General features: G+C 43.5%; 10 protein-coding genes. 6 read left to right on the top strand and 4 right to left on the bottom strand.

Features of this window, described 5'->3' with window-relative positions:
• Positions 1-51: 51 nt before the first annotated feature.
• A complete protein-coding gene (locus CPIN_RS20635; RefSeq protein WP_012791784.1) occupies positions 52-1,290 on the top strand; it encodes an IS4 family transposase in 1,239 nt (412 codons plus the stop codon).
• A 107-nt stretch (positions 1,291-1,397) separates the two neighbouring features.
• Here CPIN_RS20635 and CPIN_RS20630 read toward each other — a convergent pair whose 3' ends face one another.
• Positions 1,398-2,327: an AraC family transcriptional regulator gene (locus tag CPIN_RS20630; protein WP_012791783.1), complete on the bottom strand. Its 930-nt coding sequence runs from the start codon at positions 2,325-2,327 to the stop codon at positions 1,398-1,400.
• 157 nt (positions 2,328-2,484) lie between these two features.
• On the opposite strand from CPIN_RS20630, the gene CPIN_RS20625 reads away from it, so the two are divergent.
• The 3 genes from CPIN_RS20625 to CPIN_RS20615 all read left to right on the top strand — a co-directional run bounded on the left by CPIN_RS20625 (position 2,485) and on the right by CPIN_RS20615 (position 5,943).
• Complete coding sequence (locus CPIN_RS20625) at positions 2,485-4,014, top strand: aldehyde dehydrogenase family protein (protein ID WP_012791782.1); 1,530 nt, start codon at positions 2,485-2,487, stop codon at positions 4,012-4,014.
• Between the two features lie 191 nt (positions 4,015-4,205).
• Complete coding sequence (locus CPIN_RS20620; RefSeq protein WP_012791781.1) at positions 4,206-4,568, top strand: DUF779 domain-containing protein; 363 nt, start codon at positions 4,206-4,208, stop codon at positions 4,566-4,568.
• A 136-nt stretch (positions 4,569-4,704) separates the two neighbouring features.
• A complete protein-coding gene (locus CPIN_RS20615) occupies positions 4,705-5,943 on the top strand; it encodes an IS4 family transposase (RefSeq protein ID WP_012791321.1) in 1,239 nt (412 codons plus the stop codon).
• A gap of 337 nt (positions 5,944-6,280) precedes the next feature.
• Here the strand turns inward: CPIN_RS20615 and CPIN_RS20610 are convergent, their stop codons facing one another.
• The 3 genes from CPIN_RS20610 to CPIN_RS20600 all read right to left on the bottom strand — a co-directional run bounded on the left by CPIN_RS20610 (position 6,281) and on the right by CPIN_RS20600 (position 9,791).
• The gene (locus CPIN_RS20610) at positions 6,281-8,053 is read right to left on the bottom strand and encodes a cellulase family glycosylhydrolase (RefSeq protein ID WP_012791780.1); all 1,773 of its coding nucleotides are present in this window, start codon (positions 8,051-8,053) and stop codon (positions 6,281-6,283) included.
• Positions 8,054-8,124: 71 nt separating this feature from the next.
• Entirely contained in the window at positions 8,125-8,529 is a 405-nt protein-coding gene (locus CPIN_RS20605; RefSeq protein WP_012791779.1) for a ribosomal maturation YjgA family protein, read from the bottom strand.
• Positions 8,530-8,549: 20 nt separating this feature from the next.
• On the bottom strand, positions 8,550-9,791 hold the full coding sequence (locus CPIN_RS20600) for a helix-turn-helix domain-containing protein (RefSeq protein WP_187294672.1): 1,242 nt from the start codon (positions 9,789-9,791) through the stop codon (positions 8,550-8,552).
• Positions 9,792-10,273: 482 nt separating this feature from the next.
• On the opposite strand from CPIN_RS20600, the gene CPIN_RS20590 reads away from it, so the two are divergent.
• Positions 10,274-13,159, top strand: a complete 2,886-nt coding sequence (locus tag CPIN_RS20590) for a TonB-dependent receptor (protein WP_012791777.1) — start codon at positions 10,274-10,276, stop codon at positions 13,157-13,159.
• A 30-nt stretch (positions 13,160-13,189) separates the two neighbouring features.
• Positions 13,190-13,999, top strand: a complete 810-nt coding sequence (locus tag CPIN_RS20585) for a tyrosine-protein phosphatase (RefSeq protein ID WP_012791776.1) — start codon at positions 13,190-13,192, stop codon at positions 13,997-13,999.
• Positions 14,000-14,064 lie beyond the last annotated feature (65 nt).

Genomic DNA, 14,064 nt, shown 5'->3' with positions numbered 1-14,064 from the left:
GCCGAGGTCTCCTTTTTCAGTAAGTTTAAGTTACCACACTAGAACTTACTTATGAGCAAAAGTAAATTTTTTTCCGGACAGCCGATTTTTAATCAACTACTTTCTTTTATACCAACCACGTTGATAGATAAAGTCTGTAGAGAGACAAACGCAGATTACTATTATAAGCATTTTAAGGCTTTTGACCATTTGGTAACAATGCTATTTAGTAGTTTTCATCAGTGTACTTCATTACGAGAGCTTCATACAGGATTGTTAGCCAACCAGCATCGGCTTCACCATTTGGGCATTAAACATACCCCGCGTCGAAGCACTATTTCCGATGCTAACAGGACGCGTCCGGTGGCGTTTTTTGAAAAGCTCTATCATCGTCTATATAACCATCATTATCAAGCGTTTTCCCCGGACAGCCGAAAGAGAAAATCGTTGGTTGACCGGTTATTCATAGTGGACTCGACGACGGTCAGCCTATTTTCTAATGTAATGAAGGGGGCAGGTGTAATTAGAATGGACGGCAGAAAGAAGGGAGGAATAAAGGCGCACGTATTGATGACGGCCAAAACAGAACTACCAAGCTTTACTATTCTGACGGAAGCTGCCAAAAATGATAGAATCATTATGCCACAGTTAGAGCTCTTGCCAGGTTCTATAATAGCCATGGATAGAGCTTATGTGAACTATAAACTCATGAAGGAATGGACTGAAAAAGAGATCACGTGGGTAACTCGTGTAACCAAGAGTATGAAAATAAAATTATTGACACGAAACAGATTAAAAATACTCCATAAAAGAAAAGGTATCCTAAAAGATTGGGTTATTCAACTAGGTAACCCTCTAACAGAGGAGAAAACTCCTGTACAGACGGCGCGTGTAATCAGCATTTACGATAGAAATACAAAAAAGAAAATACATCTGTTAACAAACAATTTTACTTATACGCCGACAACGATCAGGAAATTGTATCAAAAGCGATGGGCAATCGAAATGCTTTTTAAAAGAATTAAGCAGAACTCTCAATTAAACAATTTTTTAGGTGAAAACAAGAATGCTATAAGTATACAGCTCTGGTGCACGCTAATAAAGGATTTACTGACAAAGATCGTAAAAGACAAGCTGACAGAGAAAGGGAGTAAAAAATGGTCTTTTAGTAACCTAACTGGCTTTCTAAGGTTACATCTTTACACTTATATCCACCTAATGAATTTTCTGGCAGAACCCGAGTATGCACTTTTACAGCATAATAAGGGGCCAGATCAGATAAACCTGCAATTGAAATTATTCTCCTTTTAAAAAAAAAGGGGGGCTTACTTTTATAATAGCAGTAAGCCCCTCCCATCTATATTGAGTTTGAAAGGAATAAAGGGGTAATCCCAATTTTAACCGGACACTATAGATTCTTAATTCCTAATTCCTAATTGACACTGATAGACTTTAGGCGTAGTACCTTCTATCTTCCGGAATACCCGGATAAAATAATTTACATCGGTAAAGCCGCATAGCTTACTTACATCGTAAATGGAGCTTTGCGGCTTTGCCAATAACTCTTTCGCCAGTTTGATTCTCTCTTTGTTGACATATTCCACTGGCGTGATCCCAAACTGCTCCCTGAACCATTTAAAGAACAGATTCCTGCTCAGATACGCCTTTCTGCTCAGAGCATCTACCGCAATCTTTTCTGTCAGGTGTTCCCGGATATAGTGTAGCACAAAATTCAGGCGATTGCCGTTATTATCCGCTACACTGCTTTCTACGGCCTGTCCCAGCTGCTGACTTTGCAGGAGCCGGATCAGCAGTTCTTTCAGTTGCAGATCTGCATAGATATTCTTGGATTTATCCTGACTGGTACAGATACGGATCAGTTTATTGATGAGTTCTGTAATTTCATGATTATTCTCAAAATGGTACTGGTGGAAGGATAGCTGCCAGTTCTGCCGGCCTTCTCCGCTGTTATAGTAATTATTGAGATAATCCACCGTTTCGCGGATGTAAACGTCATCGATGGCGAGCGCAATACACTGTGTCGGATTCTCGGCGGTGGCTTCCGGAAAATCAATGATCATGGTTTCCTGCGGAGGCACAATCACAGTTTCGCCCGGGAGGTAATCAAAAGAAGGTTTATCGGAGAGATGCATCACCTTTTTGCCCCTAATCATGCTGGTGATGACCAGGTCGTTGAAAGTGAGTGGTACGTGATACGCCTGCTCATAACTTTCAAAAATATTCAGTTCACAATTGCGCAGATTGAACACGCGTCTGTTTTCGACTAAGGTCTGTAACTCACGTGGAACGGCAAGGTCAATTTTCTGCAAATAATTTTTTATCTGCATAAGAGTAATGTGTTTACTATTAACAAGTTAACCAAATTTTCCGCCTTCTCAAAATTAAGGTACGATCGTGCTATAAATAAGTACGAAAATATCCGTGTCTTCTGCTTAGTTCATGATCTTAGCAGTATTATTTCATGTTAAACCAAATTCCACTACTATGAGCATTGCATCATCTGCTGCCCCTTCAACCCTGGCGGCACGTCCTGAATTCAAACCCAGATATGATCACTTTATAAACGGTGAATGGGCGCCACCATCCAGCGGTGAATATTTCGATAACATTTCCCCGATTGATGGTAAAGTATTTACACAGGCTGCGAGGGGGAATGCTGCGGATATTGACAAAGCCATCGATGCAGCACATGCTGCTTTTACATCATGGGGTAAAACAGCTGCTTCCTACCGCAGTAATTTACTGCTCAAGATCGCACAGATCGTGGAAGACAACCTGGATTACCTGGCAGTTGTGGAGACAATAGATAACGGTAAACCGATCAGGGAAACCAAAGCGGCGGATCTGCCGCTGGTAGTTGACCACTTCCGCTATTTTGCAGGTGTAATCCGCAGCGAAGAAGGCACCATCAGCGAACACGATGAAACTACTGTAAGCATTAATCTGCACGAGCCGATCGGTGTTGTCGGACAAATCATCCCCTGGAACTTTCCCCTCCTGATGGCTACCTGGAAAATAGCGCCCGCACTGGCTGCCGGTTGTTGCGTGGTAGTAAAACCTGCTGAACAGACGCCGACCAGTATTATGGTACTGATGGAACTGATTGGTCAGGTACTGCCAAAAGGCGTATTGAATATCGTCACCGGTTTTGGAGTGGAAGCAGGTAAACCGCTGGCTTCTTCGCCAAAAGTGCAGAAAGTGGCATTTACAGGCGAAACTACCACCGGTAGACTGATCATGCAGTACGCATCAGAAAACCTGATCCCGGTAACTATGGAACTGGGTGGCAAAAGTCCGAACATTTTCTTCGAAAGCGTAGCTGACGCAGACGACGACTTTTTTGATAAAGCAGTGGAAGGCGCCGTATTATTTGCCCTCAACCAGGGTGAGGTATGTACCTGTCCCAGCCGTATACTTGTACATGAACATATCTACGACCGTTTCATGGACCGCGTGATCCAGCGTACAAAAGCCATTAAAATGGGTAATCCGCTGGATGCAAACGTGATGATGGGTGCACAGGCTTCCGAAGACCAGTACCAGAAGATCCTCAGTTACCTGGATATCGGTAAACAGGAAGGTGCAGAAGTGCTCACAGGTGGTGAAGCTTTCCGTCAGAACAGCGGTCTTGAAAATGGCTATTATGTGCAGCCGACCCTGCTAAAGGGAAACAACAAAATGAGGGTATTCCAGGAAGAAATATTCGGTCCGGTAGCCTGCGTGACGACGTTTAAAACAACAGAAGAAGCCATCGCCATCGCCAACGACACCCTGTATGGCTTAGGCGCTGGTGTATGGACCAGGGATGCGCATGAACTATACCAGGTACCCCGCGCGATCAATGCCGGTAGAGTATGGGTAAACTGCTATCATGCTTACCCTGCACATGCGCCTTTCGGTGGATATAAGAAATCAGGTTTTGGCAGAGAAACGCATAAGATGATGCTGAATCACTATCGTCAGACCAAAAACATGCTGATTTCTTATGGTAAACAGAAATTAGGTTTCTTTTAATAATCGAAATCAGCTAATTAGGAATTAGAGAATTAGGAATTAGGAATGTCAATGCGGCGAAGATCAGAGATGAAGGCTTCTATTATGCTTAAAAAATAATGCTGAATCTTGACTCGTAAGTCCTGAATCCTGATTCCCGACATTTTGTTCCTAATTTCTAATTCTTCATTCCTAATTCCTAATTGAATTTCATGACCGCTCGAATCATAGCAACAGCTGAAGCCATATCCTTGATCAATGAGCTCCGTCACACGCATGGCCCCCTTATGTTTCATCAGAGTGGGGGCTGTTGTGACGGATCTCAACCGATGTGCTTTCCGGAAGGGGAATTTAAAGTAGGCGCATCGGATGTATGCCTGGGCGAAATCGCCGGGTGTAAATTTTATATGAGTGCGGACCAGTTTAACTACTGGAAACACACACAGCTGATTCTGGACGTCATCAGAGGACGTGGTAGTAGCTTTTCACTGGAAATTCCATTGGGAGTCAGGTTTCATACCCGTTCCCGGGTGTTTACGGAGGAGGAGATGACGGAACTAAGAATTAAGAATTAAGAATTAAGAATTAAGAATTAAGAATTAAGAATTAAGAATCTATAGTGTCCGGTAAAAATATGGGATTAAGTCATAAAAAAAGGAGGCCGAGGCCTCCTTTTTCAGTAAGTTTAAGTTACCACACTAGAACTTACTTATGAGCAAAAGTAAATTTTTTTCCGGACAGCCGATTTTTAATCAACTACTTTCTTTTATACCAACCACGTTGATAGATAAAGTCTGTAGAGAGACAAACGCAGATTACTATTATAAGCATTTTAAGGCTTTTGACCATTTGGTAACAATGCTATTTAGTAGTTTTCATCAGTGTACTTCATTACGAGAGCTTCATACAGGATTGTTAGCCAACCAGCATCGGCTTCACCATTTGGGCATTAAACATACCCCGCGTCGAAGCACTATTTCCGATGCTAACAGGACGCGTCCGGTGGCGTTTTTTGAAAAGCTCTATCATCGTCTATATAACCATCATTATCAAGCGTTTTCCCCGGACAGCCGAAAGAGAAAATCGTTGGTTGACCGGTTATTCATAGTGGACTCGACGACGGTCAGCCTATTTTCTAATGTAATGAAGGGGGCAGGTGTAATTAGAATGGACGGCAGAAAGAAGGGAGGAATAAAGGCGCACGTATTGATGACGGCCAAAACAGAACTACCAAGCTTTACTATTCTGACGGAAGCTGCCAAAAATGATAGAATCATTATGCCACAGTTAGAGCTCTTGCCAGGTTCTATAATAGCCATGGATAGAGCTTATGTGAACTATAAACTCATGAAGGAATGGACTGAAAAAGAGATCACGTGGGTAACTCGTGTAACCAAGAGTATGAAAATAAAATTATTGACACGAAACAGATTAAAAATACTCCATAAAAGAAAAGGTATCTTAAAAGATTGGGTTATTCAACTAGGTAACCCTCTAACAGAGGAGAAAAGTCCTGTACAGACGGCGCGTGTAATCAGCATTTACGATAGAAATACAAAAAAGAAAATACATCTGTTAACAAACAATTTTACTTATACGCCGACAACGATCAGGAAATTGTATCAAAAGCGATGGGCAATCGAAATGCTTTTTAAAAGAATTAAGCAGAACTCTCAATTAAACAATTTTTTAGGTGAAAACAAGAATGCTATAAGTATACAGCTCTGGTGCACGCTAATAAAGGATTTACTGACAAAGATCGTAAAAGACAAGCTGACAGAGAAAGGGAGTAAAAAATGGTCTTTTAGTAACCTAACTGGCTTTCTAAGGTTACATCTTTACACTTATATCCACCTAATGAATTTTCTGGCAGAACCCGAGTATGCACTTTTACAGCATAATAAGGGGCCAGATCAGATAAACCTGCAATTGAAATTATTCTCCTTTTAAAAAAAGAGGGGGGGCTTGCTTTTATAATAGCAGTAAGCCCCTCCCATCTATATTGAGTTTAAAAGGAATAAAGGGGTAATCCCAATTTTAACCGGACACTATAGAATTAAGAATTAAGAATTAAGAATTAAGAATTAAGAATTAAGAATTAAGAATTAAGAATTAAGAATTAAGAATTAAGAATTAAGAATTAAGAATTAAGAATTAAGAATTAAGAATTAAGAATTAAGAATTAAGAATTAAGAATTAAGAATTAAGAATTAAGAATTAAGAATTAAAACGCGAAGATCTCCGCTGCATTCCAATTCTTAATTCTTAATTCCTAATTCCTAATTATTTACGGGACAGGGGACTTCTCAAAACGGATGGCCTTCAGGTCAAATCCTCCCGATTCGGCGGATAAGCGGAGGGTTTGGCGGCCATTCTTTAACGGAATGTTATTGAGGGTATAGGTCTGCCATGCGCCATTGGTGTTCTCTTTCGCCGGAATAACCGTTACTTTTCCAATAGGTTTACCGTCAATACTCAGCGCCAGTTTACCCGGAGTTTTACCAGGAGCCGCCACAAATGAAATATTATATCTGCCTTTCAGCAGTACAGTCACCGTATACTTCATCCACTCACCGGTCACAATATCCGTTACATAATAAGTATCCTTTTCTGTCGAATCAGCAACGATGTCAATACCGTCGTTACGATATGTTCTGCCGCGATTGCCGCCAGTCCATTTCGGGTTGGAAATGCGATAGTTAGCCGTATCTGTATCAAAATAAGCTGCCCGTAATGCACCCAGATCATAATCTACCGCTTTGATTTCGCCTTTGTTATTGATATTATTGGCTTTAAATGGAAGCGTTTTATCACTGAACGGCTGGCGGATCATCGCATCAATCACATCACGGTGCAGGATGTTCCGGTTGATATTTGCACCTCTGGCTACTTCCATCAGTCCTTCGTAGGCTACATCTGCAGACGGTGCGCTGCCTTTACCGCTAACATAGTCTATTACGCGCATGTAGTTGTCATTTGGCATGATCTCCAGTGGGTTATTAGCGCCTAGTTTCTTCAGCGGCCACCAGGACCAGCCTATATTGTTCTTTTCAAATAAACGGATCGCTTCTGTGAACCATACATTAGAGTTTTCACCGGTTTCACCCAACCATACCGGCACATTGTATTTCTGGCGGAAGTCAAGGATATGCTGTATAGATTTCGTGTCGTTCAGATTCCAGTATTTATGAAAACTCAGCACCATGTTCTTATCCCATGGCGGCAGGATGCCGTTGTAATTGTTTCCCCAGCCATTTCCCTCAATAATGATGATATGGCGGTCATCTACTTCCCGGATAGCGCGGGTAATATCCTGCATAAGTTTTTTCAGAGGAACGTTGTTTTGCTCCTTCAGACCGTTTTTGTCACTGTCCGGATCTTCAAAGCCATAATTAGGCTCATTCAGGATATCGTATGCACCGATATAAGGTTCATTATGGTAACGTTCGGCCAGTTTTTTCCAGAGCGCAATGGTCTTCAGACGGTCAGGCTCACTTTCCCATAAAGAAGGTTTGGAACCATCCCTGTCGGAGATATTCAGGTCATTCCCCTGTCCGCCTGGCGCTGCGTGCAGATCCAGGATCAGGTACATATGATTGGCCTTACACCAGGACAGCAGGCTGTCCGTCATCGTAAATCCCTTTTCCAGCCAGGTGTTTTGTCCGGCGACAGGCTCTTTGTCAACCGGCAGGGTATACAGATTAAAGTGCATGGGTAAACGAACGGAATTAAATCCCCAGGCTTTCAGAGAATCAATGTCCGCTTTCGTCGTGTGATTGTTCAGCCAGGCGTCGTAGAACTCCTGTGTTTTCTCCGGACCAATCAGCTTTTCAATGCCAGCGCGGATCTTATATTGCTGGCCTTCACCATTTACCCGGAGCATATACCCTTCCTGAAGCATCCAGCCTCCCATACCGATACCCCGCAACAGTACATTTTCTCCCTTTTCATTTACAATTTTGGCGCCCTGGGCTGCAAGAAATCCCTGGCTCCATCCCTGTAATGGTTTGAGGGAAATGGATGATAGTAATAATAACGTGACGCTTTTAAATAGTTTCATAACCAATTTATTATAACGAATAAAATTGCCGAAGGAGAAAATAGGCATTTATGGGAAAACAGGAAAGGAGTTTAGTGAGCAAAGCTACGGTGTTCCAGTAACCAGCCAATACCCAGACCAAGTAAGCAACCTATGAAATAGCAGACACAGTCGCTGAGGGCAAAATCATAGCCCAGTATCAGCCCAAAGGGAAATGTTCTTCTCAGTTCCACGATCCACGGGGCTTTATACAGCTGTTGTAACTCAATGGCAATGCAGGCAAGATAGCTGATAATGCCAATTTTCAGTAATTCTGTAACCGGGAAGAGAAAGCGTAAAAGGAAGAACAGACAGGTGGCATACAGTATATCACCGCCATAAACACTTATGATAGACGGAAAATAACCGGGATAACGGCGGGTAGCCAGACCTAATGGGATTGTCAGTAAAAACAGTATGAAATAAAGGAGGACTTTCCTTGTTTTGATAGGGCTCATATAGCCAAAGATAGGAAAGATTACAATGTTTCAGTCCGCATCTCGGCGACGGAACGGAGGTATGCCGTGGGCGTCAGCCCCGTTATTTTCTTAAAATACTGATTAAACGAAGACTTGGCCTTGAAGCCGCAATCAAAAGCGAGGGTCAGTACATTTACAGGAAGCGCTCTGCTACTCATAAACTGCATCTGTTGGATAGCTCGTTCGATGCGCATTTCATTAATAAACTGATAAAAGCTTTTGGAAGCATAGGAATTCAACGCTTCGGAAAGATGGTATTTGCTGATGCCAACGGAACCCGCCAGTTTATCCATATTCAGATCCGCATCCGTAAATATCCTTGTTCGTTGCAGGTGTTGTTCCAGCTTATCCATGATCTCACGATGCTCGGTAATCGACAATTGGGTTCTGCGAACAGGAGAGGACTGTGCACTGATATCTTCATCGTCTATCGCCGAATCCTGTACTATCGCAACATGCGCCGGTAATGGTTCAATTTCCATTACAGCTTCCGGTATATCGATCACATTTGCCTTCTCTGCAGGTATCTCTTCCTGAATGGCTGGTATTACAACTGTTTCCACATACATCGCCGGCGGAACGACTGCCACATATTTATAACGGATAATGATAAAACACACCACCAGCAGGATCGAATATATAATGTCCCTGCAAAAGATCTGGTCCTGATATCCTAACAGGTGCAATGCATTGATACCCTGAAAAATAAGTGAAACAACGGTGATCGCTAACAAACAATAAGAGATCCATTCTATCAGCTGTAACTCCTGTGGTTTATTGCGCAGATTTTTTCGCGCGACCCGGAGCGTCAGCATAGGAAAAAACGCGCCGGCAGCTAACATCGTCCAGGTCGAAATCTGATTATAGACCAGCAAAGCCGCATATCCCGCCTGTAAAGAGAATTCCAGTACACATACGACAGTCAGATAACCGATCGCACCTAATATAAACGGAATGAACACATACCAACGCGACGCAGGAATGAACGATTCATCTTTATTTTTAAGTGTATATAGATAAAGCAGCGGACCATAACAGAAACCAATGAAGGTGTTCATCTGTAACCGGATATGCGCATCACTGACAACAGTATAGATATAGAATTTTGTCGCCAGATGGGCGGCAATACATAACAACAGCAAAATAAGCAAAGCGTCCGCCTTACTTTTCAATCTGTTCGTCCATAGTAATAGAACGGCTGTAAATGCCTGGAAAGTCCCTATTGCAATAACATAGATCATATGTGTGCTCGTGTTGCTAAAATATAAAAACAATGTTATCACAATGTTATCTTGATGAAAACCAGTACCAAACATGATTTACAAAGACGTTATCTCTTGAAAGAGTGTTGAATGGAGACAATCCCTTCACAGCGAAGGATTTCAGATGGGGACCCTGGCCTTAGCTCTTGAAGTATGCTCAGCATTAAATAGACATCTCAAAGCCCAACACGCCTCCCAGGCTCCATATATGAGCACTTCAAAGAGCGTCAGTCGGAGATCCCATCTTAAACAACCACAATCGTTGATGGTATTCGTTGATAAAACACGCGGTTTCATCTCCTGTAAGACTATTCGGTAACGATTTCTTAACCTTCTTTAAATATTTGATTTTCAATCTTTGTACGTACGTCTCGACTGAAAAGAACGCCTGTAGGTAGCATTCGTTGCATACGGTCGCACAGGCAATCAGGAAGGGACAATTTTGTGGAAAATCATACGACATGTATTTTCTTTTTAAGCAGAAAACAACACAGGTAATATCGCCGGCAAGACTAATATTATTGTCAGCCATGGTATTGCCAGCGATGTTTACAAATGCACAGACTATTAAAGGAACCGTGTCAGGTAAAGAAGGACAGTTACCTGGCGCATCCGTACAAAGTCCTGCTACAAGACAAAGCACCTCTACTGACCTGAACGGAAGTTTTACACTCAACACACATACAACAGGCAAAGTAAAGGTCCTGGTATCTTATATAGGACATACATCAGAAGAAATAGAACTCGATGTTAAAAACGGTATCAATGATGCCGGTGTGATCATACTGACACCTACTGAAGGCCAATTGGGTGAGGTACTGGTAAAAGGTACAATGGCGCCGTCCCAGATCAAAGCCCTGAGTATCAAAAAGAACTCCCTCGCAATAATGGACGTGATCGCGGCAGATGCGATTGGTAAATTACCCGATCGTAATGCCGCGGAAGCGGTACAACGCGTACAGGGTGTCGCCGTCGCCCGCTACCACGGAGAAGCAGATGCCGCGACAGTAAGAGGAACGCCTTTCGCCTGGACATCTACCATGTTCAATGGCAGCCGCCTGCCGAGCGCCAACGTAACTGGCGGACGGAACTCTGTCCTGGATGCTGTTCCTTCCGAAATGATCCAGTATGTACAGGTTGCCAAAGCCCTGACACCTGATATGGAAGGCGACGCTATTGGTGGCAGTATTAACTTCATTACCCGCACCGCTCCGGCAAAAAGACAGTTGAATGTCAGCGCTGCCGGCGGTTACAATACCTTCTCTCAGAATGGCACCTACAATGGTTCTGTCGTATACGGTGACCGTTTCTTTAAAGGTAAACTGGGTGTAATGGTAGCCGGCGCAATCTGGGACAGACAATGGGGAACCGATTCTTATGATATCGCGTACAATACCGGTCTGACCGATCCTACCCAGCAGAAATCCATCAGTACCGTGATGCTGAAAAGATATATGGGCCGTCGCCAGACTTATGGCGGTAATGTAGGACTGGAATATAAATTCAACACCAGCAATAAGATCTATTTCCGTGGACTGATGGATAAATTTAACGATATCCGTCCTGTATATGAATCTTATGTTGACTATAATAACAGCCGTTATCAGTATAACTACCGTTACTCTTACTACCAGACCACATTAAACGGTGCAGAATTAGGTGGTGAGCATCAGCTGTCTTCCCGCATAAAAATGGACTGGGCAGTGAGCGACTATTACACTAAATTCTTCCTGGAAACACCTCCGACAAACAACAATAAAGGCTTACCTATTGCTACCTTCCGCCAGAAAATCAACGGTGGATTCAATAATCTCTCTTCAGACGGCAAACGTTACTGGGGATTTGACTCACCAGATGGCATTGGCGGAGATCCCCTGCATTTTGACGCTGGTTTAAAAGATCCTTCAGAAGTAATGGATGCCTCCAAACTGACTTTACAACAGCTGGTCATCTCTCAGCTGGATACCAAAGAGCATGACAAAACCGCACAGCTGAATTTCAAAGTGAATGTTGCTACTAAGGTGAACCTGAAATTCGGTGGTAAATACCGACATAAGGACCGCACGTCTACTTTCGGCTCCAATATCGTGTACCTGCCGGGGGCAGCCCTGGGTATCCCCAATTCGCCTGCTTTGCTGACACTTTCCCAGTTACAGCGAACAGCTTTCCCGGAAAAAGCGGGTTTCTTTACAAAACTGAAGAGCAATCATGATAATCTGATGATGGACCCTATCACCAAGGAGCAACTCCTCAATCTGTACGACCCGGCGACCTTGAAAGCCAATGGTTTCGGTGACTATACCTCCGCTTCTAACGCAACTAATATCTATACCGGCACAGAAAACGTAGCCGCTGGTTATGCGATGGCAGAAATAGATGCTACTGACAAACTAAAGATCGTGGCCGGTGTGCGAAATGAGTATACATCATTGAACATGCAGGGTTCCAAAGCGACCAAAGATGCTACAAGTGGCGCTACTAATATCAGTGACGTAGAAGTGAAAAACAACTACAATGCGCTGTTACCGATGTTGCACCTGAAATACGCGCTCAATGATCATGCAAACCTGCGTGCAGCTTATACCCGTACTTTTATCCGTCCAAACTTTACCGACCTGACACCAGGTGAGTCGATCGATAATTCAAAATCACCTGTAACCATCACCAGGGGAAATCCTGCTTTGAAACCAACCTTCTCCAGCAATTTCGATGTAATGGGAGAATATTACTTCAATAACATCGGTTTGTTATCCGGAGGAGTATTCTACAAACAGATCAAAGACGTGATCTTCTCTGACAGAACCACGTATTCTGAGAATGGCGGCAGTTATGTACTGACGCAGGCAAGGAACCTGAATGATGCTAAACTCTTTGGTTTTGAAGGCGGTATCAATAAACGCCTGAGTTTCCTGCCTGGTATCCTTGCTGGTCTGGGCGTAGAATTCAACTACACCTATATCCACTCTGAAGTGGAAGTACCAAGAACCGGTACTGGTCTGTCGGACAAAACAAGTCTTCCCAACCAGTCTAAAAACATCTTCAACAGCATCCTGTTTTACGAACGTAATGGCATCATGGTACGTCTGGCGGGCAACTACCGCGGCGCTTCCGTAGAAACGATCAATCAGGCGGCAGGTAAGGACTTCTATGTATGGACAGACAAGAACTTCACCATCGACGCTTCTGCAACAGTCAACATCACTAAAAGCCTGCGCGTTTTCGTAGAGCTGAATAACCTGACCAATGAACCCCTCAGATTATACATGGGCGACAAACGCCGTGTAACCTCGACAGAGTGGTATGGTAGCCGCGGGCAGGCAGGTATTCGTTGGGATATTATCAAATAACTTTCTCAAAAAAGACAAAACAGCTGTAATATGAAAAAATTTGTATTGGCCTGCGCCTTGCTGGTGCCGTATATCTCGTTTGCCCAGTTGGCAGATAGTTCCAAACGTGTGGTAAAGATGCAGGGCACCGTTAACTTTCGCGATGCCGGCGGATATACCACCAAGGATGGTAAAACTGTAACCTGGGGCAAAGTGTACCGTTCTGCGGATGTAAGCAAGTTGACGGAACAGGACCTGGTAACACTTGAAAAACGTAATATCCATACGGTGATCGACTTCCGTGGTGTAAAAGAATCCGCCGCTGCTCCAGATCATCTGCTACCGGGTACTAAATATACTCTCAGTCCGGCTGGCAGTGATAGTCTGCCTGGTGCAGGACAGATCATCCAGCAGATCAAAGAAGGTGGCTTCCTTGAGAAATTCTATAGCAATACAACTCCGTTAGGCGAGCGTTACAGGCCCCTGTTCCGGCAGCTGCTGGAATTACCTGAAGGTGAAGCGATCATGTACCACTGTACCGGTGGCCGTGACCGTACCGGTATGGCAACAGCACTATTCCTGTATGCCCTGGGCGTACCACAGGAAACAATTGAAGCCGATTATGTAGCGAGCAATGTATACCTGGAACCCATGAATGCCCGGATGTTCAAATCATTTACAACAGGCACAGGACTGGATGAACAGACTGTTCGTAAGGCGATGGAACTCAGACCAGAATATATCAGGGCGATGTTCGCAGCTATCGTAACAAAGTATGGCTCTGTAGAGAACTTCTTTGAGAAAGAGCTGGGCGTCGGATCTAAACAGCTGAAACAGCTGAAGAAGAAATACACCATTTAATAGCATATTGAAACCTTGATAAAATGCCTTTACTGGCATGGATGATATCGCAGGAATTGCCTTCC

Origin of the sequence: Chitinophaga pinensis DSM 2588 (assembly GCF_000024005.1) — a bacterium.
GTDB lineage: Bacteria > Bacteroidota > Bacteroidia > Chitinophagales > Chitinophagaceae > Chitinophaga > Chitinophaga pinensis.
The sequence above is the reverse complement of the archived record's forward strand: the minus strand, read 5'-3'. Positions and strand labels throughout refer to the sequence as shown.